Source organism: Hahella sp. NBU794 (genome assembly GCF_050749805.1).
GTDB lineage: Bacteria > Pseudomonadota > Gammaproteobacteria > Pseudomonadales > Oleiphilaceae > Hahella.
On sequence record NZ_CP192738.1, the window covers coordinates 349,816 to 375,046 of the forward strand.

Below are 25,231 nucleotides of genomic sequence, written 5' to 3' on the forward strand. Positions count from 1 at the left end.
ATTACTTCATGCTGGCTCTTTCCAGCATGCGACGCGCGCGTTCGTTTGCTTCGTTAGCCGCTTTTTGAGCAGCCAGAGCTGCAGCTAAAGCTTCTTCAGCTTTGGCGTAAGCTTCGTTAGCGCGTGACAGAGCTGTATCAGCAGTGTTTTGCGCACCGGAAACAGCTTGCTCTGCGTTGTTCGCAGTAGTCGTGGCGGCGTCGAGGGCTTGACGGTCTTGCTCAGTCAAGCTGGCGCAACCACCGGCAAGCAACGAAGACATAACGATCCCTGAAACTAGAAGTTTTTTCATTGAGGTTTCCCCCTTTTTTATGGGTGGTGATAATCTGTTATGACTTTGAACTGAAGGTTCAAAGCGCCGGGTTAGTTTAATTAGACTGCATCGGGTTTTAAAGCCATTAAGTATAAATGCTAATCGGAATAATTAATTAGTAAGTTCTGCTCAAATATCAATTTATTTATGCCCTATAACAGGGCGTTTCAGTGGACGCTCCCTTAATCGCTGCATAATATTCCCCTGTTTTCGTGAAACGAACGATAATTAAGGGTGTGCGACTAAATATGCTTAATCAGATTTATTAATAAATGGTCATATTTAAAAACGGGATTAAGCGACAAACATCCAGGCAGCAGCAGATGACGCCCGGCTCTGGAGGCATGCGTTATTTGCGCAGCGGTATTTTTGTTCTGGTTTTATGTTTGCTTTTCAGCGGCATGATTTATGTCACTGAAGACTGGGCCCGGACCTCTGCTGTTCGGGAGCTGGAGCAGGACGCCGCTAATGAGCTACAGCGCTCCGTTTCCAGCCTGCAGGCGTTGTTGAGTAAGTATGAATCCCTGCCCCATATCCTCGCCGTAGATCCCCGCTTGCTGGCTTTGTTGCAGGACCCGACAAACGCTGAACTGACCAACCGCACCAATGCTTATCTGGAATCAATCAACTTCATTGGCGGCGCGGCGGATGTGTATTTGCTGAATGCGCGTGGAGACACCCTTGCCGCCAGTAACTGGCGTCTGCCGCGAACCTTTATCGGACACAACTTTTCCTATCGGCCCTATTATTCAGACGCCATGCAGGGGCGCTCCGGGCAGTACTTCGCACTGGGGACGACCTCAGGCGTTCGTGGTTTCTACTTCTCTTTTCCCGTATCGGATGACGATGTCATCCTCGGCGTCATTGTGGTCAAGATTGACCTCTCCGCCGTTGAACAACGCTGGGGCAGCCCTTGGGGGAAAAACGCCTATGAGGTGCTGGTGACGGATAATTATGGCGTGGTGTTTATTTCCACTCGCGCTGAATGGCGTTTCCGGTTGACGCGCCCGCTAGGGGCGGTGGAAGCCCGTGAGATAGAAAAAGAGCAGCGCTATGATCCGGAACTGTTAAAACCCATGATGCTGACGCAAACGCAGGCGTCGGATCAGCTACTGGACTCTGCTACACAGTTTGTCCGCGCCGGATTGCATGACGAAAGCGCGCAAACCTATCTGACCAAGTCCGCTGATATGCCCCAGGCCGGTTGGCGGGTGCAGGTTTTATTGCCGATGGAGCGCGTGAAGAAAGAAATCAGCAACGTTCTGCTGCTCAGTCTGTCGATGATTTTTATCATTGTGCTGCTGGCGTTGCTGTTGGTGGAGCGGGCGCGGCGGGAACGGGCGCTGCGCGCCGCCCGTGATCTGCTGGAGGCGCGGGTACAGCATCGTACTCGTGATCTTTCCGAGGCCAACGCGCGCCTGCTTGAGGAAGTAGAAGAGCGGGAAAGGGCGGAGAAAGAGCTTAAGCTGACTCAGGATGAGCTGATTCAAGCCGCTAAATTAGCTTTGCTGGGGCAGTTATCCGCAGGCATCAATCATGAGCTTAACCAGCCGCTGACGGCGCTGCGCACCTATGCGCAGAATGCGCAGGCGTTTATTGAGCGTCATATGTCGGAAAAGGCGCAACTGAATTTACGGGAAATTGTTGGTCTGACCGATCACATGGCCTCCATCATCGGGCAGCTGAAAATCTTCGCCCGCAAAGAGGCCAATGTGTCTGGGCCGGTGCACGTGAACAGTTGTATCGACGCGGCCTTGAAAATCACTGAGCCAGAGTTGCGTCGGGCGCATGTGGACTGGCGCGTAGACGCTGCGGCGGACGATATTTATGTTCAGGGAGATATGGTGCGACTGGAGCAGGTGTTGATCAACCTGATCACCAACGCTTTGCACGCTATGTCTGGCAGTCAGGAAAAGCAGTTGCGCATTCAGTGCGTCAACCAAAAGGGCAAAGTGCGCATCCAGGTTCGCGATACCGGTTCGGGCATCCCGGAGCATGTAATGCAGCACATCTTTGAGCCGTTTTATACGACCAAAAACAGAGGACAAGGCCTGGGATTGGGTCTTTCTATTTCATACAGAATCATCGAGTCGATGAAGGGCGAATTGCGCGCCGCCAACAATGAGGACGGGGGCGCGCTGTTTATTGTCGAGCTGCCGCTGGCTCAGGCGGACGCTTCCAACGTTCCCGACTCGCAAGCCGCCCTGCAGTCGGCCGGCGGCGACAATGAGGAGTAAGACTTTGCAGTCAGAGAATGCGGGCGCAACAGGCGCCGAACTGATGGTGTACTTCATCGATGATGACCGCCATATCCTGCAGTCCGTTGGCCAGACATTGGAGCTGGAAGGCCTGCAGGTGGAAACTTTTCTCAGTGCGGAAGAGGCGTTGCGGAACCTGCAGACTGACTGGCCCGGCGTGCTGGTCAGCGATATCAATATGCCGGGAATGGACGGGTTGCAGTTGATGCAGGCGCTGCAGAAAGTGGATTCCGAATTGCCGGTGATTCTGGTGACCGGGCATGGCGATATCTCAACAGCCGTTTCCGCCATGCGCGAGGGCGCCTATGACTTTATAGAAAAGCCCTTCAGTAACGAGCGCCTGCTGGATACCATCCGGCGAGCCATGGACAAGCGTCGCCTGACGCTGGAGAACCGAGATTTACGCAGAGAGTTGCAGGAACAGAACGCGCCCGGGCCGCGCATTCTGGGACGCACTCCTGCGATATTGCGATTGCGCCGCGTGTTGCAACAAGTGATGAACACCCCGGCGGATATTTTATTGTTTGGTGAAACCGGCGTCGGCAAAGAGCTGGTCGCGCGCTATCTGCATGAGCACAGCAACCGGCGCGAGCACAACTTCGTCGCCATCAACTGTGGCGCGGTGCCCGAAAATCTTATTGAAAGCGAGCTGTTCGGTCATGAAGCGGGCGCTTTCACCGGTGCAGATAAACGTCGAATCGGCAAATTTGAGCACGCTAATGGCGGCACGCTGTTTCTGGATGAAATAGAGAGTATGCCGCTGTCTCTGCAAGTCAAAATTCTGCGGGTGCTCGAAGAACGCAAGGTGGAAAGGTTAGGCTCCAATACGCTGATTCCACTGGATTTGCGCGTAATCGCCGCTACTAAAATCAGCTTGAAGGAAATGGCGGACAAGGGCGAATTTCGTAGCGATTTATATTATCGGCTGAACACCGTGGCGGTGGAAATTCCCTCTCTGCAGGATCGGCTGGAAGATGTGCCGCTTTTATTCGAGCACTTTGCGTTAGTCGCCGCCGCTCGCTACCAGCAGGAAATCGTACCGTTAAAACCTGAACAACGACATCGCCTGCTGACTCACAACTGGCCAGGCAATGTGCGGGAGCTGCGCAATTTGGCGGAGCGTTACGTGATTATGGGGGAGGAATGCTCCTTCGATATGGAGCATATGCTGGGCGAACCGGAGATTCAGAGTCGCCGCACGCTGACGGAGAAGGTCGAGCTGTACGAACAGACTCTCATCCGCGAAGCCTTGGCCGCCCATCACGGCAGCATTAAGGATACGCTCGTTGCGCTGGGCCTGCCGCGAAAAACCCTGTACGACAAGATGAAAAAATATGGCATCAGCCGCCAGGATTTTCGCGAGTCGGAGTAGGGCTCGCATTCTTATATTTCTCTTCAAGGCATGAAGTTATTTCGTTTATGAAACGTCTGCTGTGTTTCGTATTGGCGCTGGCGGCTTTGCTGTTTGCGTTATGGTATTACATCACTGTTCCCGTCTTCTTTGTTGCGTCGCCCGAGAGCTACCAGTCGCTGGCCAGCGCCGACACGTTGCGACGGCATGTAAGAACGCTTTCTGAGGAGTTACCTTCCCGCTCTGAGGACGCTGACGAACTGGCGGCGTCCGCGGGTTATATCCAGGCGCAATTTCAACAGCATACGGATAGAGTTGAAGCGCAACCCTTTGGCGTGTGGGGAATCGAATACCAAAATATATCGGCGAAATTCGGTCCTGACGACGACAATGCTCCAGTCATCGTCATTGGCGCTCATTATGACGCGTTCAAAGGCTTGCCCGGCGCAGACGACAACGCCAGCGGCGTCGCGGGATTGCTTGAGCTGGCCAGACTATTCGCTGCTCAACCGCCTCCTATCCAGGTAGAATTAGTCGCTTACGCCTTGGAGGAACCGCCGTACTTTCGCACTGACGATATGGGGAGTTTTCATCACGCTCAGTCTCTGAGGGAGGAGGGGGCGGAAGTCAGATTGATGGTCTGTCTGGAAATGATCGGCTATTTCTCTGAGCAAGCCGGCAGTCAGCGATACCCTTTAGCCAGATTAAATGCGCTCTACCCGGACAAGGCGGATTTTATCGCAGTTGTCTCCAACCTGGGCGGACACAGCGACGTCCGCGCATTGAAAACCGGCATGCTGCAAGCCACGCCTCTGCCCGTGGAGTCCATGCTCGCGCCCGCTTTCCTGGCCGGCGTCGACTTCTCCGATCACATTAACTACTGGTTTCACGACTACCCTGCGGTCATGGTGACCGACACCGCATTCTACCGCAATCGCGCTTACCATACGGTCCAAGATACCTGGGATACGCTGGACTATGAGCGGATGGCGATGGTTGTGGATGGTGTGTACTCGGCTGTTAAGGAATTACCTTCCTCGTTCTGAGTCCCTTCTGATGAGGATGCTCAGCCGTTATTGCCACTTCGATTTACACTGTTCAGTTTCAATTCAGCTTGCATGTACATAATGGCCTCCGTGTTGTTGCTTCATCTGGTTTGACCGAGGTGGAGGGCGCATCTAACGGTAGCCTGCAGCTTTTGATGATAACGGGTGGTTTTCACCGCTGGCGTGGTCGGTTGTATGGCGGATTATCAAATAGTATTCGTACATAAGTCATCTCAGGAATATCTATGAAAAAGGTAGTGGTAGCGTCGGTTCTAACTTCATTTCTTCTTTCCACTGGTTGCGCGAGTATTGTCAGCGACAGCAGCTATCCCGTAGCGATCAGCAGTTCTCCTTCCGATGCGCAGTTCATCGTTGAAGATTTAAATGGCAACGAGATTCACGCGGGCCGTACACCTGCAACGGTAACCCTGAGCGCTGGCGAAAGTTACTTTCAAAAAGCGAAATACCGAGTGAAGTTCCACAAAGACGGCTATGACGATAAGACCGTCATGCTGGAAAGTAAGCTGGATGGCTGGTACTTCGGCAATATCTTGCTGGGCGGCGTAATTGGCATGCTGATAGTCGATCCGATTACTGGCGCCATGTGGAAGTTGCCTGAAGGTCAGGCGACAGTATTGGAGCAGAAGTACGCTGCAGCGCCAAATAACGGCGGTCTGACTATCGTATCTATTGATCAGCTTTCAGATATCGAGCGCGATTCCCTGGTGCGGATTAATTAAGACTCCCAGTCCCGCAGCGGGTGAAGCCCCGCCCTCTGCGTCTACTCTCCTCTTCGATCATCTCCTTGCATCATGCGCAGAAAGCGCTAGGCCACAGGCGCCAGTCGGCGTGAACGGTAGCGCATCACCGCATCCCAGGACACCAGCGCCAAAGCGCACCAGATAATGACGAACGTGATCCATTTGCCTTGCGGCACAGGCTCCTGGTAGAGCGTGATCGCCAAGATGAACATGATGCTGGGGCCGAGGTATTGGAAGAAGCCGAGGATTGTCAAAGTCAGCCTGCGGCTGGCGATGATGAACAGCAACAGCGGTAAAGTTGTTGCGGGCCCTGCTGCGAGTAGCAACAAGTTGTGGTAAGCGTCGTTGGTGAGCATGTCGCTGGCGGGAGACGCGGAGGTCCACATATAGATCAGCGCAGCCGGCGCCAGCAGGCAGGTCTCCACGCACAGTCCGCTGACGGCGTCCACCGCCACCTGCTTGCGCAATAAGCCGTAAAAGCCGAAGGAGAGCGCCAGCACAACAGCGATCCAGGGCAGGGAGCCAAAGGCGACGATCTCCAGTAATACTCCACCCACCGCAAGGGCGGCGGCGATGCGTTGCAGGAAGGTGAGTCGTTCACCCAGAAACAGATAACCCAACAGCATGTTGACCAGTGGGTTGATGTAATAACCGAGACTGGCTTCCGTCAAATGATTGTTGTTCACCGCCCAGATGAACAGCAGCCAGTTGCCGCCCACCAATAACGCCGACAATGCCAGCCACCGCAATTTGCGCCATTCGAGCAGACCCGCGCGCACCGCCATCAGGCGACCGCTGACGGCGCACAGCAATACTGTCAATACGCTGGACCAGACGATGCGATGCCCCAGGATTTCCAGAGCGGGCATATGGCTCAGTTGCTTGAAATAAATAGGCATGAACCCCCAAAGGAGGAAGGCTCCCAACGCGGCTAAGGCGCCGGTGGATGAAGACGGTGGTGTTGACGATGCGCTCATGGGTTCCTGCAGAGGCAAAGGTAGGGACTGGTTACTATGCTGATGAAAAGCCTGACTGGCAAGCTCGGATTAACCTGAACTCATACAGGGTGTGATTCGGTGGCGAGAGGAACTGGAGCGTTGCATAATTTGTCCAATAACCGTAACCGGTTCCCGCTTGCTGCTAAAATCAGGCGCAATTACGCAACCCGCCGAATATGGAGACTGCTGCGATGCCCGACGCAATCCGAAATCTGACATTTACCCTGGTTGAAATCGCCACCTTTTTCGGTGCGGCGGTGATCGCCATATTGGTAGTTTGGGTGTTGATCGCCTATGTCATCGATATTACCCAGAAGAAACACGCGATTCGCCGTAATTTCCCGGTGATCGGACGTTTCCGTTATTTTTTCGAACACCTTGGCGAATTCTTTCGGCAGTATTTTTTCGCCATGGACCGGGAAGAGTTGCCTTTTAATCGGGCGGAGCGGGCCTGGGTTTATCGTTCCGCGAAAAATGTCGATAACACGGTGGCGTTTGGCTCAACCCGTAATCTCACTCATGCGGGCGAAGTCATATTTTTGAACTGTCCTTTCCCCACGCTGGAGGAAGACGCAGTGCCGCCAAAGGAAATCACCCTGGGAGAGGGCTTCGCGCGCACGCCCTACAGCACCAGCTCCATTTTCAATATCTCCGGTATGAGTTATGGCGCGATCTCGCGTCCAGCGGTCCTGGCGTTGTCACACGGCGCCAAAGAAGCGGGCGTGTGGATGAATACCGGCGAAGGCGGGTTGACCAAATATCATTTGGAAGGCGGCTGCGACCTGGTGTTTCAAATCGGTACGGCTAAATATGGCGCACGCAACGAAGAGGGTGCGTTGAGCGACGAGAAGCTGTTGCAGATTGCGTCGCATGAGCAGGTAAGAATGTTTGAGGTCAAGATGAGCCAGGGCGCCAAACCCGGTAAAGGCGGCATTCTTCCCGGCGGTAAAGTGACGGAAGAAATTGCCGCTATCCGGGGCATCCCTGAGGGTAAATCCTCTATCAGCCCCAACGGTCATCCGGAAATCCGCAATGTGGACGATCTGATGGATATGATTCACCACATTCGTGAAGTCACCGGGAAACCGGTGGGATTTAAAGCGGTGATTGGCGCTTACGGCTTTCTCGACACCTTGTTCAAACGCATTCATGAACGTGGGCTTGAATATGCGCCGGACTTTATCACCATCGATAGCGCGGACGGAGGCACGGGCGCGGCGCCGCAGAGCCTGATTGACTATGTAGGGCTGACCATCAAAGAAAGTCTGCCTCTGGTGGTGGATAAACTGATGGAGTACGGCTTGCGACACCGTATTAAAGTCATTTGCTCCGGTAAGCTCATTACGCCTTCCGGCGTCGCCTGGGCATTGTGCATGGGAGCGGATTTCATCGTTTCCGCGCGAGGGTATATGTTCGCTTTGGGATGCATTCAGGCGCTGCAATGCAACAAGAATACCTGTCCAACTGGCGTCACCACTCATGATCCGGAACTGCAGAAAGGCCTCGACCCCGCCAACAAAGCCGTCCGCGTCGCCAACTACGCCAAGAAAATGGCTTATGAAGTGGGAGTGATCGCCCACTCTTGCGGTGTGCGCGAACCCAGGGAGCTGCGTCGCTATCACGCCCATATTATTAACGACAGCAGTTTCTCTACGTCCCTGGAAACACTGTTTCCCACGCGTCAGGTGCGTCCGGAGTACGCGGAGGAAGTGGTTAAGTTAGTCCAGTCCGAGTAAGCGCTGTTTCAGCGACTCATCAAAAGGGCGTCGGCCCAGCCAGATATTGAAGTAGGCGTGCGCCAGCGGCTCCTCGCGCAGGCGCGCCAGCTCCTGATCGTTGAGCAACAAGCGCAGGCCATCGTTGGCTTGATACTCCAGGCGATACTGGTCGCCATCACTTACATCGCGATAGCTGGAATGGAATTGGCGCAGGGCGCTGGCGTTTTCAGGCAAGGATTGGTTGCGACGCAACAAGGTTTCCGCACTTTCCGTAAAGGCGTGGGCGGGGATGTTGCGTTCATAGCGAAACAGCATCACGCGACTTTCCTGTGTGTCCTGTCGCCAGGATGTTGCGCAGTTCTCACGGTAGAGAGCGGCGGCGCCAACGGTGAACAGTCGGTAGGCCTTTAACTCGGCGACGCCGCAGCGTTGTAACGTCACGTCAGCAATCTGCTGTGTTGATGGAAATCTAACTGAGTCTGCAGCCCAAATCTTTGGGGTGGTTAGCGCCAGGATGAGCAGCAGGCAGGCTTTCACTGGTTTGCTCCCACGCCGCCGCGAATCTTCTGCAGGACGCCTCCGACCAACGGGAGGTGGTAGTAAAAACCCTCAGCACTGTCCCAGTAGTCCTGATGAAGAACGATCTCTCCTTGAGCATTGAAACGTAGATGAGAGATGCCGATGGAGGTCACTTCGACCTGCTTCCACCAGACTTTGAACTTTAAGGTCATGGTCCAGCGCAGCAGGATGTCATCGCCTGTCGATGCAAAGTCAAGGAACTGTACTGACGTGGAGGCTTTCTCCGCCATCGCGACGAAGTAGTGCGTCAGGTCCTCCCGCTCCTGCAAGCTGTGAAAGGTGTCATTGAAATAAAATGTCTTCGCGTAAGCGCGCTCGACGGCGGCGGGGATAGTGTCTGGCGTGAAATTATTCATGAGCGCTATGAAACCTTGCAGTCGTGGTTCCTGCTCAATGGAAGAGAAAGTGTCGGAACCCGCTGCGGTTAAATAATCCTGATGGGGCGTCAACGGACCTGAACTGGAGCAGGCGCTCAGTAAACTTGCGAGGGTGGCGGTCAAACTGGTGCGGAGAAGTGCCATAACGTCGATTCCTGAAAGGTTTCCATGTACTTGATGCTAAGCTTTACGACGCTGGACGAGATTCAGTTTTGCCATGGTCGGCGATGATGACGTTGAAGCCTCGTCGAACCTGACCAAGACAGTTATAAAATCCCGCCTGCAAACCAAACCGCTTCTTCGTTCGTAAGATATTGGCGATGGCAGCGGCGACTCTCTCAACTGAGGACTGATTTTAATATGCAAGGCTTGGGCAGGTTATTGAGCTGGATTGATAATGACCGCAAAGGAATGTCGGTAGATGTGGGTCGGGACGCTGTGGACTGGTATAGAGTCTGGCCGTTCGTCGGCATTCATCTGGCCTGCCTTGCGGTGCTTTGGGTGGGCTGGAGCCCCGTAGCGGTGTGGGTGGCGGTGGGCGCTTATCTGTTGCGCATGTTCGCCATCACGGCGTTTTACCACCGATATTTTGCTCACAAATCCTTTCGCACCAGTCGCCTCGTGCAATTCGTTTTCGCTGTGCTGGGGGCTTCCGCCACCCAGCGCGGCCCACTTTGGTGGTCGGCGCATCATCGCCATCATCACCGCACATCAGATACCGAAGCAGACCCTCACTCGCCCCGACACGGCTTTTGGCGTAGTCATGCCGGCTGGTTTTTGGGAGGCAAGTACTTTAAGGCTCCGCTGAATCTGGTGAAGGATTTCAGTCAGTATCCCGAATTACGCTGGCTTGATCGGTTTGACATGTGCGTGCCTCTGGCTTTCGGTTTCAGCATGTGGTGTCTGGGCGAAGGGCTTGCCTATATGGCTCCGCAACTGCAAACCAGCGGCTGGCAAATGCTGGTGTGGGGCTACTTCATTTCCACAGTGGTGTTGATTCACGCGACTTTGGCCATCAATTCCCTTGCTCATCGCTGGGGGCGGCGGCGCTATGAGACAGGGGACGACTCCCGCAATAATTTTCTTCTGGCGCTGCTGACTCTGGGAGAAGGCTGGCATAACAACCACCATCATTATTCCGGCAGCGCGCGCCAGGGTTTTTTTTGGTGGGAGCTGGACTTGAGCTATTACCTGTTGCGATTGATGGCGGTGGTAGGCTTGATCTGGGATCTCAGAGATGTCCCTGAACATAAGAAGTGGGCTCACAAACCTGAAGTTTCAGGCCTGACGCTGAACGGAGGCCGTAGATGAATATCGCGATCATCGGCGGTGGCGTTTCCGGTCTTACCGCGGCTTATTATCTGCATAAAAACCATGAAGTGACGCTGTTTGAGGCGAACGGACGTCCAGGCGGCCACACCGATACTCATTCTTTGCGACTGGATGGTCAGGATGTGGCGGTTGATTCCGGCTTTATTGTATTTAATGAACACAACTACCCCAGATTCTGCGACATGCTGCGAGAGTTAGGCGTGCAATGGCGCGACAGCGACATGAGTTTCAGCGCAGTGAATGAGGCGACGGGCATGGAGTATGGCGCGGCGGGGTTGAGTCGTTTGCTGGCGCAGAAGCGCAATCTGCTGCGCCCGGACTTCTATCGGATGCTCAAAGATCTTGCGCGTTTCTACAAAGAAGCGCCGAGGCGGGCCCTGGAAGTTGATACGGATCTGACATTGGGCGAGTTCCTGCGCCAGGATGGATATAGCCGCGCGTTTATCGACAACCACATTGTGCCCATGGCATGCGCGCTATGGTCCGCGTCCGCGCGAATGATTGAGGCTTTTCCGTTTCGTTTTTTTATCTCCTTTATGGATAACCACCGCATGCTGCAATTGCGCGGTCGGCCGCAGTGGAAAGTCGTGCAGGGCGGTTCGCAGCAATATGTGCTGCGCATTCAGGCAGTGCTTGGACGACGTGTGCGCCTGTCTTGTCCGGCCGCCGTGGTGTCTCGTTGTGGTGATTCCGTGATGGTGCACTCGGAGCGCTATGGCGCTGAAAACTATGACGCCGTCGTCTTCGCCTGTCACAGCGATCAGGCGCTGGCTCTGCTTAAAGACTCGGACCGAACGGAACGTGAGGTTTTGGAGGCGATTCCCTATCAGGACAATCTGGCCGTGGTGCATTCCGACACACGCGTCATGCCCTCGCAGCGCGCCGCCTGGGCGAGTTGGAACGCCTTTATTCCACAGCAGACAACGCAGCATTGCTCCGTCAGCTATTGGATGAACTCCCTACAGGGTCTTTCTTGTGAGACGCCCGTGATGGTGACCTTGAATCCAACCTTCCCGATCGCCCCTGAAAAAATATACGCCCGTCGCACCTATGCGCACCCCGTCTATACCCGTGAAATGTTGGCCGCCCAGGCGCGCCGGGAGGAAATTAATGGTCGCCGCAATACCTATTTCTGTGGCGCTTATTGGGGCTGGGGGTTTCATGAAGACGGCGTGCGAAGCGCGTTGGATGTCGTGTCCCTGATCCAGCGGAGGCGTTATGGCGTTGCGGCATAGCGCAATCTGCGAAGGTAAAGTGCGGCACCGCCGTTATACGCCAGCGTCGCATCATTTTGAGTATCGCATCAGCATGACCTGGCTTGATTTGGATGAGCTAGAGGAAATCAACACTCTGCCTTTCTGGTCCAGTCGAGGCTTTAATTTGATGCAATATCGGCGTTCGGACTATCTGCGTCGAGATGTTCCTGACTTAAAGCAGGCGGTGTATGAACGTCTACAGGAAGCAGACGTGGCCCCGCAGGCTGGCGCTATTCGCCTGTTGACCCATTTACGCTCCTGGGGATTTTGCTTCAACCCAGTCTCGTTCTATTTCTGCTTCAACCAGCGGGATGAGCTGTACGCCATCGTCGCGGAGATCAATAACACGCCCTGGAACGAACGGCATTCCTATGTGTTGCCGCTGACGCCGCAACGGCTGCAGGGACAGGCGCTCACTTTCAGCTTTGATAAGGCGTTTCATGTGTCGCCCTTCATGCCGATGACTCTGAAATATGAGTGGCGATTTCGATTGGACGAGCAGCGGGTCTGGACGCACATGCGTTTATTGGACAACGGCGCAGCGGTGTTCGACGCCAGCCTTCGGCTGGTCAAGAAACCCCTGACCGCCGCCAATGCCTGGCGCGCGCCGCTTAAATTTCCCTTTATGTGCGCCACCGTCGCAATGGCGATTTATCGGCAGGCGTTTTCGCTTTGGCGCAAAGGCGTTCCTTTCTATCCCCATCCCAACAAAAAGGCGCGGGGAGAGGGAAAGCGGATGAATCAGGAAACGGTTTAAAACGGCGTTAAGCCGTGATAGTTCAAATAGCTGGAGACATAACTATGTGGGCGAGTGCGATCAGCAAACCCTTATTGTTGCCCGAACGTTTTTGGAAACAAGCTTTATACCGTTTGTGCTCGGGAATACAAGGCGGGGAACTTGAGCTGCGCAGCGACGGAGAAAGTCGCGTTTTCGGCGCGCCGGGACGGGATGCGTTACGCGCCAGAATTGATGTCGCCACCGCCGATTTCTACCGCGTCGCATTGACTGGAGGCGTCAACGGCCTGGCGGAAGCCTGGATGGCGGGCTCCTGGACGTCACCGGACCTGACTGCGCTGGTGCGCTTGTTGTTGCGCAACCGCGCGCGACTGGAGCAGTTGGAATCCGGCATGGCGCGCCTGCCGGGGGCGCTGAGTAAGCTTTGGCACAGCTTCAACCGCAATACGCTGCAGGGCTCCCGCAAAAATATCGCGGCGCACTATGACCTCGGTAATGATTTCTTCCGCCTGTTTCTGGATGAAAGCATGATGTATTCCTCTGCGGTGTATGTCACCGGCGAGGAATCTCTGGAACAGGCCTCGAAAGCCAAATTGGAGCGAATTTGCCGCAAGCTGGCGTTAACGCCTAACGATCACCTGCTTGAAATTGGTTCAGGTTGGGGAGGCATGGCCTTGTACGCCGCTGGGGAATATGGCTGCAAGGTCACCACGGCGACCATTTCCGTCGAGCAGCACGCCGCCGTAGTTGAGCAGGTTCAGCAGGCGGGGCTGCAAGATCGGGTGACTGTGCTGTTGCAGGACTATCGCAAACTGGAAGGCAGCTATGACAAGGTGGTGTCCATTGAAATGGTGGAGGCGGTGGGACATCAGTTTCTTGATGGCTACTTCCGTCAGATCAGCGGCCTGTTGAAGGATGATGGTCTGGGGCTGATTCAAGCGATCACCATTGATGATAATCGCTACGAAAAAGCGCTGCGGCATGTGGACTTCATCAAACGCTATATTTTTCCCGGCAGCTTTATCCCCTGTGTGTCCGTGCTGACGCAGAGCGCCGCCAATGCCGGCTTGCGTCTGTTTAATCTGGAGGATATCGGGGAAAGCTACGCCCTTACTTTGCAGGAGTGGCGCAGTCGCTTCTTGCGAAATTTGCCGCAAGTGCGCGAGCAGGGATTTGACGAACGTTTCATTCGCATGTGGGAGTTTTATCTTTGCTATTGCGAGGGTGGTTTCCGCGAACGGGCGATCTCCAATGTGCAGATGTTGTTCGCCAAACCGGGCTGTCGTCGCAAGCAATGGCTGTGAATCTGATGCTGCTATGGTGGTCGCCGGTCTGTTTGGCGGTCGTGTTCTTAGTGGCATATCTGTGGCAAACCCAGAGCCGCAATGCCGGCTGGGTTGACGTTTGCTGGGCGGCCGGCGTAGGCGTCACTGGCGCATTGCATGCCCTGGTGGGAACCGGCGATGCGTCGTTACGTTTGACTGTGGCGTTGATCTATCTGGTGTGGTTCGGACGATTGTCGTTGCACCTGGCTGGCAGAGTCGCAGGAGCAGAGGAGGATGGCCGTTACGCCGCTCTGCGTGTATGGGCGGGGGATCGTTGGCGGAGTGTGTTTCTGGGAATGTATATGACGCAGGCGTTCTGGGTTTGGCTGTTCGCGCTGCCAGCCTGGGTGATCAGTCAGGCCCAGGAACCGCCAGCGGTATTGTATGTGGCGGCGCTCCTCCTGGTCGTTGTCGCGTGGCTTGGTGAAACCCTGGCGGATCGTCAGCTCGCAGCGTTTAAAGCCGATCCGCAAAACCAGGGTAAAACCTGTCGAAAAGGTCTATGGCGCTATTCGCGACATCCCAATTACTTTTTTGAATGGCTGCATTGGTTCGCTTATCCGCTACTGGGGGCTGCATCTCCCTGGGGATTCTGGCTCTGGAGCGCGCCGGCGGTAATGTTCGTCTTCTTGTATTTCGTCACCGGCATCCCTTTTACCGAACGACAGGCGTTGCGTTCGCGGGGGGAGGACTATCGGGATTATCAACGCCGCACTCCCATGTTTATACCCTGGAGGCCAAAATCATGAGTATGATCGAACTGGCGGAAAAAGGCTGGTTGCCTGACGCCCTGATTCGTTTTGGTATTCGCCGACTGTGTCGCGAACGTCTGCTGCAGGAACGCAAGCGGGGCGGCGGCGAGCTTGAAAGAATCGCCCGCTATCTTAATGGTCCTATCGCCATAGAAACGCGTGCGGCCAATGAACAACATTATGAAGTGCCTGCGGAGTTCTATCGTCTGGTTCTAGGGCCGCGCTTGAAATACAGCGCATGCTGGTGGGGGAAAGAGGTTGGCGATCTTGCTGAAGCGGAGGAGGCTATGCTGGCGTTATACGCCGAGCGGGCGCAGTTGGCCGATGGACAGCGTATTCTGGATTTGGGGTGCGGCTGGGGCTCTCTAAGCCTGTGGTTGGCGGAGACCTTTCCCAAGGCGGAGATTACTGGCGTCTCCAACTCCGCATCGCAGCGCAGCTATATTGAGGAACAGGCGGCGCTGCGCGGTTTACGCAATCTTAAAATTCTGACTTGCGATGTAAATGTGTTTAGCCCTTCCACCACCTTTGATCGCATCGTTTCGGTGGAAATGCTGGAGCACGTACGCAACTATCAGGCGTTATTTGAGCGAGTCAGCCAGTGGTTAGCGCCGGCGGGATTGTTCTTTGCTCACATATTTTGTCATCGCAACCTGCTTTATCCCTTTGAAACGGAAGGCGCCAATAACTGGATGGGCAGATACTTCTTCACCGGCGGACTGATGCCTGCGGCGGGAACGTTCGGTCATTTCCAGCAGAACCTGCGCCTGATGCAACAGTGGATGCTCAATGGTCGTCATTACGGCGCGACAGCGGAAGCCTGGCTGGCCAACCTGGACGCCAACGAAGCCAAAGTAAGGAAAATCTTCGCTGACGCCTACGGAGACGAGCAAGCCGATCTCTGGACCCAGCGGTGGCGCATGTTCTTCATGGCTTGTGCGGAGCTGTTCAATTATCGCTCCGGGGCGGAATGGCAAGTTGGTCATTATCTCTTTATGAAGCAGTAAGTTGCGCTGCATCTGGTTTATGGCGCTGCTGCTCAGCGCCTTATAGTCCCCTTTGACGCCTTGCGGACTGCAATCGCCGGGCAAGACCCGGCATAGCTTCTGACATGGCCACGCACTTGAGGCGGCGCGAGATGTGCTGTCTCAGCCTGCTCATAGACAGCGAATCAATGACTGTCCTTTCGGAGGACTTTGGTGTCGTCTGTTCACAAAATGTAATAACGATATTCATATAAATGAATATATATCTGCTAGTTCATTGTTGCTTCGCGGAATAGCGCTGAAGTGTACGACTTTATTATGAATTTTAAGCCCGCCATTTTTATAACTACATGATAATAAAAGCCATTATTAATGCTCATCCGGAGAGTGTAGGCGGTACGATCGTCCAAATAGTCCATATGGATGGTCGTAATTTCATCAATCATGGGGTTAAATACGCCGCTTGTTGGATGATTCGCGTGTAAGCAGGATAGGTTTCAGTATTGGTCGCCAGGGTATCCGGCGCTTTTTCCGCCGCAAACGCGAATATTTTGCAGAAAAGGTTAGATAGATTCTATGGAAGAACCCAGAAATCGGGCCGGTTTCGTTTCTCCGGAGTTTGAGCGGGGAGAATGACGATGTTGAAACTCGTGCTTAAATTTTTGTTTCTTGTAGGCGCGCTAAGTCTGTTCGGTTGCGGACAGGACGAAAGCGCTGCGGACAAGGCTCCGTTTTCTCTCGAAATCACCGATGCGCCGGTGGATGGAGCGACCAAGGTGGTCATTGAATTTACCGGCGTGGAGATCCAGTCTCAGTCAAACGGTCGTTCCGTCTACGAATATGCAGAGCCGCGCAGTATAGATTTGTTGTCAGAATCTCTGGCGGGAAATCGTATTTCCCTGTTGCAGGGAGAGCTGGGCATTGGCGCGTACTCATGGTTGCGACTCATGGTGAATGCTCGTTTGGACGGTATTTTCGACTCCTATATTGAGTTAGCGGATGGCTCACGCTATGAGTTGGCCATTCCTGAAGATAATCTGGATGGACTGAAAATTGACCGGGAGTTCCTGGTTAGCACTGGACAGCCCAAAGGTTTTCTTATCGATCTGGATTTGAGACGCTCCATCATTGAGAACAACCGTCAGTTCAAGCTGAAGCCCGTACTGAAAACGGTGGACTTGAACAGCGTGCGCTCTTTGACCGTCAATGTTGCGCCCGAATTGCTGGCGGCGAACTGTGATGACTCCGGCCAGTATGCTGGCGCGATATATATGTTCGCCGGCGCTCATGCAGTTCTGGACGATATTGACGGTGACGACAAAGATCCAGTGGCGACAGCCGTGCTGTCCAGCGCCGCGAACCCGGAGAATGGCATGTATAAGGCGGTTATCTGGAATCCGGACAACGGCGCATATCGCTTGGCGTATAGTTGTAATCCCAAAGATAATCCAGAGCTGAATGACCAAGGGTTCTCCTTCGCCGAACAAACGGTCACAGTCGTTGTTGTTAATGATGACGGCGATAAGACTGCAACCCTGGACGCGTCCGCGACGCCGCTATAAGCGGCGTCTGCTTAGACATCACTCATTACCTTTAGGCCTTGGCGCCGTTTTCTAATCTACTCCCTCTCCTTCCTGACGCTACGCCCCTTCCTGCGGCGTTATAGATGATGCGCCTTGGCCCCATTTCACCGAGCATTTTGGTTCTGACTGCGACACATCCAATAACAACTTTGCAGGAGAACAAGAATGCAAAAGCCTATCCTTATTTCCGCTTTGGCGGCGTCCCTATTGCTGGCCGGTTGCGCCTCCACTGGAGGCAAACGCGACCTCAGCCAGTCGCTGTACCTGCGGGGACAGTTTGCATGGTGGGATGCGCTGGATGAATACAAGGTTAAAAAAGCCGGACCGGATCTTTATGTCGCCAGCGTGGAATTGAAAGCGGACGGACAGCCCTACGAACTGAAGTTTGGCGACGCAGCCTGGAGCGCTGGCACTAACTGCGGCTTTCTGTCTCAGGAAGATCAGATGTTGGAGTTTGGGAAGAAGTCCAAAGCCAATTGCTCGTCCGTTTTTGAAAACTTCAAATTCAACCCACCCGAAACCGGGGTGTACAGCTTTTATCTGGATAACAGCGGCGAACAGCCAGTGGTTTACGTAGAGCCGGCTAAATAAAGTCGTTATCCCTGCTGCAGGCTGGTCCCGTTTCTCAGTGACGTGGCCAGTTTGTACAACTGATCTGGAGGTAAAGGTTTGGCGAACAGGTATCCCTGAGCTTCATCGCAACCCTGTTTTTGCAGATAGGTGGCTTGCGCCTCTGTTTCCACGCCTTCCGCCACGACGCTCAGATTAAGGTTATGCGCCATGGCGATGACTGCGTTAATGATGACCCTGTCATCCGCGTTGGTTTCCAGCTGCGACACAAAGCTGCGGTCGATTTTGATGCAAGAGATGGGGAAGTGCTTGAGATAGGCGAGGGAGGAGTAGCCAACGCCAAAGTCGTCGATGGATAGACGGAAGCCCATTTTAATCAGCTCGTTAAGATGGGCCATGTTGGACTCAATGTTCTGGATGAAAACCTCCTCTGTCAGTTCGAACTCCAATTGCCTCGGTGGGACGTCGAACTCTCGTAAGAGGTCGTCGATTTTGTGGACCAGTTCTTTATCTTCCAGTTGGATGGCGGATAAGTTGATCGCGAGCCGGATATTGCCTAATGGAGTACCTCGCCATTCCGATAATTGCTGGCAGGCTCGGCGCACCACCCACATGCCCAATTCTTTTATCAAGCCGGTTTCCTCCGCCAAGGGAATAAACTCCACCGGGGAGATAAAGCCCTGTTCTGGACGATACCAACGCAGCAGCGCCTCGGCTCCAGTGTACTCGCGGGTCTTCAGATTCACTTTTGGCTGGAACGCCAGGCTGAGTTCGTTGCGCTCGATTGCTTCGCGTAGCCAGCGGTCCAGCTCTAGGCGTTTAAGCGCCTCCGCGTGCATGCCTGTGGTGTAGAAATGGTAGCCGTTGCGTCCTGCTGCCTTGGCCCGGTAGAGCGCGGCGTCGGCGTTGCGGATCAAGTCTTCGGCGCTGACGCCGCCTTCTGGATAGACAGCGATGCCGATGCTGCAGGTAATGAAGACTTCTTCGTCGTTGAGCGTGAAGGGCTGCTTCATGCAGGCCATGATGCGATTGGCGATTGCAATCACCTCATCCACAGATTCGGGGTTTTCCAGCAGCATCATGAACTCGTCGCCACCGGCTCGCGCGATGCTGATTTCGCTTTCCAGTAACGTGTTGAAGCGTTTGGTCAGCGATACTACGAGTTGGTCGCCGGCGCTGTGAGTGAGGGTGTCGTTGATTTTCTTGAACTGATCCAGATCCACTAGCATGACGGCGAGATATCGGTTGGCGCGCTGGGCGCGAAGAATGGCTTGAGCCAGGTCTTCCTGGAAGAAGGATCGATTGGGCAATCCGGTCAGTGCGTCATGGGTGATGACATGAGACAGCGTTTGCTCCACTTCTTGTCGATTGGCGATTTCACTTTGCAGGGACTCGTTGGCGCTGAGCAGTGAACGGCGTTGACGCCCTAAAGACATGGCGAGATAGCAAACCCAGGCCAGCAAAGCTGAGGAAATAGTTCCTGCGCTCATGACGAAGGCGGGAAGAGGGGATGAGTAATTGTGCAGCCAGTCGGATTTTGGCTGTACGCTCAAGCGCCAGGAAAACTGCAGTGGCTTCCAGTCCGCCGCGGCGCTGGTGTCGGGACTGACGTCAGCGGAGCTGTTGCTGAATATCAGTTTATCTTCTTCATACACGCGGACATGGAAGTGATCTTCTTCCTGTGGCGAGATGAGGCTGCCCAGCAACTGCTCCACCAGGAAAACGCCGACGATAAATCCCTGAAAGTCCTCGCCTTTGCTAATGGGGGCGTACACAACCACGCCCTGGCCGCCTTGTTGCAGAGTAATTACCGGCGTGGAGTTGATGTCGCCCTGTGCGCGGGCGGCGTCCAGCGCCCGACGTCGGCTCTCGTTGAAGGCCACGTTGAAGCCCAGGGCCTGTTCATTTCCTGCCATCGGCTCGATCCACTGGATAACGTAATTTTTATCTGTCCACTCAATGGCTTTGAAGTTAGGGAAATCCCGATGTAGCGCCTCCGCGTTCTTGCGCCAGGTTTCCTTAGTGAAGCCGCCATTATTGTCCCAGTAAGCGGCGAGGCGCTTGAGCGCGCGCACTTGCTCCAGAAACTGGCGGGTAATGCGCTTGCTGAGAAATTCGGCCTGGTAATCCAGAGCATGCTGTCGCCTTTCGCTGGTTTCGATATCAATGCGCGACCATAAGGACAGCGTCATTGTAAAGCCCAGGCAAAACACGAGTAGCGACAGTAGCAAGTGATAAGACGCTCTAGCGGACAAATTGCACCCTGCAGGATTGTGAGACTTATCAATAAAAAATAGCAGGCGCAGCCATTATCGACAAAGACTGAAGGCGTCTGGCGTAGGCAGTAAAATCTGACGGGCAAAAAAAGGGCCGGTTAACCGGCCCGAACACTTGGGTTGAGATTGGGGAATGGGAGGTGGATTACCACCAGGCTTCCATTTGGACGCCGAAGTTCAGCACGCTGTCTTCACCGCCTTCAAACGGCGTACCTTCGCCATCGTTAATGTAGCTGGCGAAAACCCGGATTTCCGGACGCGCCCAGAAGCTGGGGCCGGCGGACCAGGCTTGTGCGATAGTGACCTTGTCCAATTGAGAGTCGACGCCATTATCATCTGCAGCGAAGTGACCCACTTCCAGATACGTGCGCATGTAATCAGACCACTTATACGCGGGGCGTGCGGAGATGCTGTAGAAAGACGAATCGTCATTCATGGTGTCGTCGTCGAAGACGCCATACATCGCGGCATAGCTGAGTTCGATATTGGAACCGGCTTTCACTACGCCCCAGTCGATCAGACGAAAGCCTTTGCCGCCTTTGTCCAACGTCCCGTTCCATTGACCGCCGCCGAAGTTACGCATTGGAGAGGCGTAGCCTTCCGTTCCATACTGGAATACGATTTTGTTGAAGCCATCGAAAATAGAGGTGGACAGTTCAGCGGTGAGCAAGGTGCTCAGATCGTCCGCTGCGCCCGCGTCTTTTTGGGCGTCTGTCAGTCGTGGTTTGGCCAAGTCCAAGCCCACTTCCAATGAGCTGGCGCCGACTTGAATGCCGGAATAACGGAAGTCGAGGATATTGATGTTGCCGTAGCCTCTGGTCCAGGCGGCGGAGAATTTGCCCGCGCCTGCGTCGATACCTTCAATGCCCGCGCCAGGACCGGATACGTCCCAGTAGAAAAGATCCAGATGGTGAATATCATGGCGCTGATAGTAGCGTTTACCCGCCCACAGCGTTGCTTCGGGGGCGAATCCCAGCACCCCTTTGGCCTGAACGTTCATCTGGCGAAGCGCGATTTCGTCATCTTCGCTGTTCAGGGCTTCATAGTCTCCGTCCTGGTTGGATTTATAACTGAGCATGGTTTCAACTTTGAACGTTCTGCCGTCGCGGTTGAAAAGCTCTTGCTGAAGATCCAGCTCCGCATAGGTTTCGCATTCGTTGCCCAAACGGCCAACCGCCTGCTTGTTGATGCACTGCTGGTCGCCGTTGTCGCTCATGCCAATGCCTGAACGCGCATAGCCATGCCACTCAACGGCGCTGGCGTTCACGGTGAACAAAGAAGCCGCGATGGCGGTCGCCAGAGGGGCTACTTTGAAGAGGCGCTTGTTGTTCTTGTCTGTCATCGTTTTTTCCTGCTCTTGTTGTTAAAGGACTCGCCAGGCCGGACCTTTGAGTACGCCCGGATAACGGAGGCGCTTTGTCGATGGGACAAATTGTTATTTGCTTGGTCTCATACTCAGTGAACGCCTGATATGGCACATCCTCCGTTAGGAAAGTTTTGGGGGGGGAGGAGTCAGGGGGAGGGGGGAGGAGAAAAGTAGTAATGCGTGCGTCAGGCTGATAGCGAGCGCTATTTCAGTGATGAAGGATGCAAAACGAGGGCGCCCGGAGAGTAGCTGTTACGCTCCGGGTGTGGGCTTATATAGAAAGCAGAAATAGAAGAATCAGCGCGCAGATTTAGGCGCCTTCAGCGCCGTCATCGTGAGGATAACGGGTGTCGCGCAGGCTGTCCTTGATGCGCTTCAGATGTGAGTGGAAGTCTGCGCCGCGCTTGAGGGTGACCCCGGTGGCGAGAATGTCGATCACCGCTAAATGCACGATGCGCGACGTCATGGGCATGTATACGTCCGTATCTTCCGGCGCGATAACGTCCAGCGCCACGGTGCACTCCTTCGCCAACGGAGAGTCCGGCGCGGTGATGCCGATCACGATGGCGCCCCGCTCCCGCGCAATTTTGGCGACTTCCACCATTTCCCGCGTACGACCGGTGTAAGAAATGGTGACGATGGCGTCGCCGGTATGCGCGGCGGCGGCGACCATGCGTTGCATGAGAAAGTCGTCGTAGGCGGTGACCGGAATATTGAAGCGGAAGAACTTATGCTGGGCGTCGATAGCTACGGCGGCGGAGGCGCCCATGCCGAAAAACGAAATTTGCTTGGCCTGGATCAGGTAGTCCACCGCCTTGGAAATGCCGGAGGTGTTCAGGGACTGTCTGGCTTTATCCAGATCGGCGATAGTACTGAGGAATATTTTGTCGCTGTACTCCTCAACGGTATCGCTCGACTCCACGCTCTGGCTCACATAAGGCGTGCCGCTGGCGAGGCTTTGCGCTAGCTGGATTTTGAAGTCGGGAAACCCGCTGGCCGCGAAATTACGACAAAAGCGGTTAACGGTCGGTTCACTGACGTCGGAGGCGCGCGCCAGTGCGGCTATACTGTAGCGAGTAGCGGCTTTGGGGTCGCGCAGGATGACTTCGGCGACTTTGCGCTCGGATTTATTCAAATCGTCGAGCCTCTGCCGGATCACCTCCAGCAGATTCTGGTGGGATATGGTTTCATTCATTATCTGTATGGATTCCGGGAGCGATTTATTTATTGTTGTAGTGAAATTACTACACATTTTGTTATCGCCTCTAATATAACCCTGCGCATCCTGGGTCGCCAGCCGAACGGTCGGTCGGCCACTAGTCAATAAGTGGAAGGGAAATCAGTGAAAACGGGAAATGTAGTAAAATTATCACAATATTTGCCGTTTCAGGTTGAAAATACCAATTTTTTGTCTCAAAATTACGAATAATTACTACCAAATATGAAAACTATGAATCGAGCAGCATCTACACAATGTGACTTGGCGCTCTTCGGCGCGCTGGGCGATCTGGCGCAACGCAAGTTGTTTCCGGCGCTATTTCAACTGGAGCGGGCGAAACTGCTACATCCGCAGACTCGCATTCTCGCGCTGGCCAGACAGGAAGTTGACGAAGAGTCCTTCAAAGCGCAGACCCTGGAGCGTTTCAAGGCGTTACTGCCCAAGAATGACTTGGAAGAGGCGGCGCTGAAACGCTTTTTCGACAAAGTCCGCTTCCAGCAGCTCGATTTCGGCGATGCCGAAGGCTATCGCAGTATCAATCAATGGCGCGGGGATTCTGAAGTTCCTCTGATCGTCTATATGGCTACCCCTCCCGCGATCTACGGCATGATCGGGGAAAACCTGAAAAGCGCCGACTGCGTTCAGCCGTCCACCCGCGTAGTGGTGGAGAAACCCATCGGTCATAATCTGGAGTCTTCTTTCGAGATCAATGACCGTTTGGCGGAGTTCTTTGATGAATCCCAGCTGTATCGCATTGACCACTATCTGGGTAAAGAAACCGTACAGAACCTGATTGCGCTGCGCTTCGCCAACAACCTGTTCGCGACTCAGTGGAATCAGCGTTACATCTCCCACGTGGAAATTACGGTGGCGGAGAAGGTCGGCATCGAAGGGCGCTGGGGATATTTTGACAAGGCGGGACAGCTGCGTGACATGGTGCAGAACCATTTGCTGCAATTGTTGTGTCTGATCGCCATGGACCCGCCTTCTGATCTGTCCGCTGGCAGTATCCGTGATGAAAAAGTGAAAGTGCTGAAAGCGCTGAAGCCGATTACGCCGGATCTGATGGAAACTCACATGGTGCGCGGACAGTACACCGCTGGCAACATCGACGGCAAACCCGTTCCAGGATATCTGGACGAAGAGGGCTCCAACGAGGGCAGCTCCACGGAAAGCTTCGTCGCTATCAAGGCGGAAATCTGCAACTGGCGTTGGGCGGGCGTGCCTTTCTATATGCGCACCGGTAAGCGTATGCCGCAGAAGCTGTCGGAAATCATCATTCACTTCAAGCCGGCGCCGCACTATATATTTGATCCTGACCAGAAACATCTGGCCAACAACAAACTGATTATCCGTCTGCAACCGGATGAAGGCATTTCCCTGCAGGTGCTGACCAAAGACCAGGGCCTGGATAAAGGCATGCGTCTGCGTCAGGGCCCATTGCAACTGAGTTTCTCCGAAGCTTTCAACACAGGCCGGGTGCCTGACGCCTACGAGCGATTGCTGTGGGAAGTCATCAAAGGCAACCAGTACCTGTTTGTGCGTCGCGATGAAGTGGAGTACGCGTGGCGCTGGATTGACCAGGTCATTGAAGGCTGGGCTGAGTTGGGACTGCCGCCCAAGAAATATCCTGCAGGAAGCTGGGGGCCCGTGGCTTCCATCGCCATGATCACCCGGGACGGAAGGAGCTGGTACGAAGATGCTTGAACTATCCTGGCCGCAGGGCGTCACCCTGCAATTGGAAGAAGAACGTGAAGCGCTGGCGCATAAGCTGGCGTTGCAAACAGCGGAGTGGCTGCGCGCCGCACTGCTGGAAAAAGAACGCGCCTTGCTGGTAATTTCCGGTGGCCGTACGCCGGTGGCTTTCTTCAAGTCGCTGGCGCAGCAGGAGCTGCCTTGGAGCAAGGTGGACGTCACTCTGGCGGACGAGCGCTGGGTGGATGAATCTCACGATGACAGCAACGCCGCGCTGGTGAAAGAATTTTTATTGCAAGGCCCTGCGGCGGAAGCGAATTTCATGCCGCTGAAAAATGCAGCTGCGACCCCTGAAGAAGGGTGCGAACAACTGGAAGCCAGTCTGGCTGAATTGTCCTGGCCGATTGATGTTCTGATTTTGGGAATGGGCGCGGACGGACACACCGCCTCTCTGTTCCCGGGCGCGAAAGAGCTGGCTCACGGCCTGGACACCACAGACAAGTGCGCACCGATGCATCCGGTCACGGCGCTGCATCCGCGCATGACGCTTTCCTACAAGGTTTTGGCGGCGGCCAAGCATCAGGCGCTGCATATCACTGGCGAAGACAAGCTGACCACCCTGAACAAGGTGCTGGCCAAGCTGGACGCCGTGGCGGAGATGCCCGTGCGCGGATTTATCCGCCCAGGCCTCAATGTTTTTTGGAGTCCTTGAGAAGGAACCTCGAGAGTAATAG

The 25,231-nt window shown here is 54.5% G+C and carries 22 protein-coding genes; 15 read left to right on the plus strand and 7 right to left on the minus strand.

Features of this window, described 5'->3' with window-relative positions:
- Position 1: 1 nt before the first annotated feature.
- Positions 2 to 292 carry an Lpp/OprI family alanine-zipper lipoprotein gene (locus ACQYWX_RS01540; RefSeq protein ID WP_011394313.1) on the minus strand — a complete coding sequence of 97 codons (291 nt, stop codon included), beginning with the start codon at positions 290 to 292 and terminating at the stop codon, positions 2 to 4.
- A 344-nt stretch (positions 293 to 636) separates the two neighbouring features.
- On the opposite strand from ACQYWX_RS01540, the gene ACQYWX_RS01545 reads away from it, so the two are divergent.
- The 4 genes from ACQYWX_RS01545 (at position 637) to ACQYWX_RS01560 (ending at position 5,708) form a co-directional block, all read left to right on the plus strand.
- Positions 637 to 2,550, plus strand: a complete 1,914-nt coding sequence (locus ACQYWX_RS01545) for a sensor histidine kinase (RefSeq protein WP_431687652.1) — start codon at positions 637 to 639, stop codon at positions 2,548 to 2,550.
- A gap of 4 nt (positions 2,551 to 2,554) precedes the next feature.
- A complete protein-coding gene (locus ACQYWX_RS01550) occupies positions 2,555 to 3,943 on the plus strand; it encodes a sigma-54-dependent transcriptional regulator (RefSeq protein ID WP_431687653.1) in 1,389 nt (462 codons plus the stop codon).
- A 47-nt stretch (positions 3,944 to 3,990) separates the two neighbouring features.
- Positions 3,991 to 4,968 (plus strand): M28 family peptidase, encoded by a 978-nt coding sequence (locus ACQYWX_RS01555; protein WP_431687654.1) that lies wholly within the window; start codon positions 3,991 to 3,993, stop codon positions 4,966 to 4,968.
- Between the two features lie 245 nt (positions 4,969 to 5,213).
- Complete coding sequence (locus ACQYWX_RS01560; RefSeq protein WP_216740365.1) at positions 5,214 to 5,708, plus strand: hypothetical protein; 495 nt, start codon at positions 5,214 to 5,216, stop codon at positions 5,706 to 5,708.
- Positions 5,709 to 5,794: 86 nt separating this feature from the next.
- Here ACQYWX_RS01560 and rarD read toward each other — a convergent pair whose 3' ends face one another.
- Positions 5,795 to 6,706, minus strand: a complete 912-nt coding sequence (gene rarD, locus ACQYWX_RS01565; protein WP_431687655.1) for an EamA family transporter RarD — start codon at positions 6,704 to 6,706, stop codon at positions 5,795 to 5,797.
- A 212-nt stretch (positions 6,707 to 6,918) separates the two neighbouring features.
- Between rarD and ACQYWX_RS01570 the strand changes: the two genes are divergently transcribed.
- Positions 6,919 to 8,463: an FMN-binding glutamate synthase family protein gene (locus tag ACQYWX_RS01570; RefSeq protein WP_279500192.1), complete on the plus strand. Its 1,545-nt coding sequence runs from the start codon at positions 6,919 to 6,921 to the stop codon at positions 8,461 to 8,463.
- Here ACQYWX_RS01570 and ACQYWX_RS01575 read toward each other — a convergent pair.
- Positions 8,446 to 8,982: a chalcone isomerase family protein gene (locus ACQYWX_RS01575; RefSeq protein ID WP_431687656.1), complete on the minus strand. Its 537-nt coding sequence runs from the start codon at positions 8,980 to 8,982 to the stop codon at positions 8,446 to 8,448. The two genes, ACQYWX_RS01570 and ACQYWX_RS01575, sit on opposite strands and share 18 nt — an antisense overlap.
- Complete coding sequence (locus tag ACQYWX_RS01580; protein ID WP_431687657.1) at positions 8,979 to 9,545, minus strand: nuclear transport factor 2 family protein; 567 nt, start codon at positions 9,543 to 9,545, stop codon at positions 8,979 to 8,981. Before ACQYWX_RS01580 ends, ACQYWX_RS01575 begins: the two co-directional genes overlap by 4 nt.
- Positions 9,546 to 9,761: 216 nt before the next feature.
- Between ACQYWX_RS01580 and ACQYWX_RS01585 the strand changes: the two genes are divergently transcribed.
- The 8 genes from ACQYWX_RS01585 to ACQYWX_RS01620 all read left to right on the plus strand — a co-directional run bounded on the left by ACQYWX_RS01585 (position 9,762) and on the right by ACQYWX_RS01620 (position 17,962).
- Positions 9,762 to 10,712, plus strand: coding sequence for an acyl-CoA desaturase (locus tag ACQYWX_RS01585; protein WP_431687658.1), 951 nt, complete (start codon positions 9,762 to 9,764; stop codon positions 10,710 to 10,712).
- Complete coding sequence (locus ACQYWX_RS01590; protein WP_431687659.1) at positions 10,709 to 11,968, plus strand: NAD(P)/FAD-dependent oxidoreductase; 1,260 nt, start codon at positions 10,709 to 10,711, stop codon at positions 11,966 to 11,968. Before ACQYWX_RS01585 ends, ACQYWX_RS01590 begins: the two co-directional genes overlap by 4 nt.
- Positions 11,952 to 12,746, plus strand: coding sequence for a DUF1365 domain-containing protein (locus tag ACQYWX_RS01595; protein WP_431687660.1), 795 nt, complete (start codon positions 11,952 to 11,954; stop codon positions 12,744 to 12,746). Before ACQYWX_RS01590 ends, ACQYWX_RS01595 begins: the two co-directional genes overlap by 17 nt.
- Before the next feature lie 44 nt (positions 12,747 to 12,790).
- A complete protein-coding gene (locus ACQYWX_RS01600) occupies positions 12,791 to 14,029 on the plus strand; it encodes a class I SAM-dependent methyltransferase (protein WP_431687661.1) in 1,239 nt (412 codons plus the stop codon).
- Entirely contained in the window at positions 14,020 to 14,799 is a 780-nt protein-coding gene (locus ACQYWX_RS01605) for a DUF1295 domain-containing protein (protein WP_431687662.1), read from the plus strand. The genes ACQYWX_RS01600 and ACQYWX_RS01605 overlap by 10 nt, the downstream gene beginning before the upstream one ends.
- Positions 14,796 to 15,809, plus strand: coding sequence for a class I SAM-dependent methyltransferase (locus ACQYWX_RS01610; RefSeq protein WP_431687663.1), 1,014 nt, complete (start codon positions 14,796 to 14,798; stop codon positions 15,807 to 15,809). The genes ACQYWX_RS01605 and ACQYWX_RS01610 overlap by 4 nt, the downstream gene beginning before the upstream one ends.
- A 617-nt stretch (positions 15,810 to 16,426) precedes the next feature.
- Positions 16,427 to 17,350: a DUF4382 domain-containing protein gene (locus ACQYWX_RS01615; protein WP_431687664.1), complete on the plus strand. Its 924-nt coding sequence runs from the start codon at positions 16,427 to 16,429 to the stop codon at positions 17,348 to 17,350.
- Between the two features lie 186 nt (positions 17,351 to 17,536).
- Positions 17,537 to 17,962: a hypothetical protein gene (locus ACQYWX_RS01620; RefSeq protein ID WP_279500178.1), complete on the plus strand. Its 426-nt coding sequence runs from the start codon at positions 17,537 to 17,539 to the stop codon at positions 17,960 to 17,962.
- 5 nt (positions 17,963 to 17,967) lie between these two features.
- On the opposite strand, the gene ACQYWX_RS01625 is transcribed toward ACQYWX_RS01620, so the two are convergent.
- The 3 genes from ACQYWX_RS01625 to ACQYWX_RS01635 form a co-directional block, all read right to left on the minus strand.
- Entirely contained in the window at positions 17,968 to 20,133 is a 2,166-nt protein-coding gene (locus ACQYWX_RS01625) for a bifunctional diguanylate cyclase/phosphodiesterase (protein WP_431687665.1), read from the minus strand.
- Positions 20,134 to 20,362: 229 nt separating this feature from the next.
- Entirely contained in the window at positions 20,363 to 21,559 is a 1,197-nt protein-coding gene (locus ACQYWX_RS01630) for a maltoporin (protein ID WP_431687666.1), read from the minus strand.
- Positions 21,560 to 21,893: 334 nt separating this feature from the next.
- The gene (locus ACQYWX_RS01635; RefSeq protein ID WP_216738925.1) at positions 21,894 to 22,778 is read right to left on the minus strand and encodes a MurR/RpiR family transcriptional regulator; all 885 of its coding nucleotides are present in this window, start codon (positions 22,776 to 22,778) and stop codon (positions 21,894 to 21,896) included.
- 246 nt (positions 22,779 to 23,024) lie between these two features.
- Here ACQYWX_RS01635 and zwf point away from each other — a divergent pair, with 246 nt between their 5' ends.
- Positions 23,025 to 24,509, plus strand: coding sequence for a glucose-6-phosphate dehydrogenase (gene zwf, locus ACQYWX_RS01640; protein WP_431687667.1), 1,485 nt, complete (start codon positions 23,025 to 23,027; stop codon positions 24,507 to 24,509).
- Entirely contained in the window at positions 24,502 to 25,209 is a 708-nt protein-coding gene (gene pgl, locus ACQYWX_RS01645; protein WP_431687668.1) for a 6-phosphogluconolactonase, read from the plus strand. The genes zwf and pgl overlap by 8 nt, the downstream gene beginning before the upstream one ends.
- Positions 25,210 to 25,231 lie beyond the last annotated feature (22 nt).

Excerpts from the sequence above, each read along its gene's own strand:
- ACQYWX_RS01540 (WP_011394313.1), bottom strand. The coding sequence starts at position 292 with ATGAAAAAACTTCTAGTTTCAGGGATCGTTATGTCTTCGTTGCTTGCC.
- ACQYWX_RS01545 (WP_431687652.1), top strand. The coding sequence starts at position 637 with ATGACGCCCGGCTCTGGAGGCATGCGTTATTTGCGCAGCGGTATTTTT.
- ACQYWX_RS01555 (WP_431687654.1), top strand. The coding sequence starts at position 3,991 with ATGAAACGTCTGCTGTGTTTCGTATTGGCGCTGGCGGCTTTGCTGTTT.
- ACQYWX_RS01560 (WP_216740365.1), top strand. The coding sequence starts at position 5,214 with ATGAAAAAGGTAGTGGTAGCGTCGGTTCTAACTTCATTTCTTCTTTCC.
- rarD (WP_431687655.1), bottom strand. The coding sequence starts at position 6,706 with ATGAGCGCATCGTCAACACCACCGTCTTCATCCACCGGCGCCTTAGCC.
- ACQYWX_RS01570 (WP_279500192.1), top strand. The coding sequence starts at position 6,919 with ATGCCCGACGCAATCCGAAATCTGACATTTACCCTGGTTGAAATCGCC.
- ACQYWX_RS01580 (WP_431687657.1), bottom strand. The coding sequence starts at position 9,545 with ATGGCACTTCTCCGCACCAGTTTGACCGCCACCCTCGCAAGTTTACTG.
- ACQYWX_RS01585 (WP_431687658.1), top strand. The coding sequence starts at position 9,762 with ATGCAAGGCTTGGGCAGGTTATTGAGCTGGATTGATAATGACCGCAAA.
- ACQYWX_RS01590 (WP_431687659.1), top strand. The coding sequence starts at position 10,709 with ATGAATATCGCGATCATCGGCGGTGGCGTTTCCGGTCTTACCGCGGCT.
- ACQYWX_RS01595 (WP_431687660.1), top strand. The coding sequence starts at position 11,952 with ATGGCGTTGCGGCATAGCGCAATCTGCGAAGGTAAAGTGCGGCACCGC.
- ACQYWX_RS01600 (WP_431687661.1), top strand. The coding sequence starts at position 12,791 with ATGTGGGCGAGTGCGATCAGCAAACCCTTATTGTTGCCCGAACGTTTT.
- ACQYWX_RS01605 (WP_431687662.1), top strand. The coding sequence starts at position 14,020 with ATGGCTGTGAATCTGATGCTGCTATGGTGGTCGCCGGTCTGTTTGGCG.
- ACQYWX_RS01610 (WP_431687663.1), top strand. The coding sequence starts at position 14,796 with ATGAGTATGATCGAACTGGCGGAAAAAGGCTGGTTGCCTGACGCCCTG.
- ACQYWX_RS01615 (WP_431687664.1), top strand. The coding sequence starts at position 16,427 with ATGTTGAAACTCGTGCTTAAATTTTTGTTTCTTGTAGGCGCGCTAAGT.
- ACQYWX_RS01620 (WP_279500178.1), top strand. The coding sequence starts at position 17,537 with ATGCAAAAGCCTATCCTTATTTCCGCTTTGGCGGCGTCCCTATTGCTG.
- ACQYWX_RS01625 (WP_431687665.1), bottom strand. The coding sequence starts at position 20,133 with ATGACGCTGTCCTTATGGTCGCGCATTGATATCGAAACCAGCGAAAGG.
- ACQYWX_RS01630 (WP_431687666.1), bottom strand. The coding sequence starts at position 21,559 with ATGACAGACAAGAACAACAAGCGCCTCTTCAAAGTAGCCCCTCTGGCG.
- ACQYWX_RS01635 (WP_216738925.1), bottom strand. The coding sequence starts at position 22,778 with ATGAATGAAACCATATCCCACCAGAATCTGCTGGAGGTGATCCGGCAG.
- zwf (WP_431687667.1), top strand. The coding sequence starts at position 23,025 with ATGAAAACTATGAATCGAGCAGCATCTACACAATGTGACTTGGCGCTC.
- pgl (WP_431687668.1), top strand. The coding sequence starts at position 24,502 with ATGCTTGAACTATCCTGGCCGCAGGGCGTCACCCTGCAATTGGAAGAA.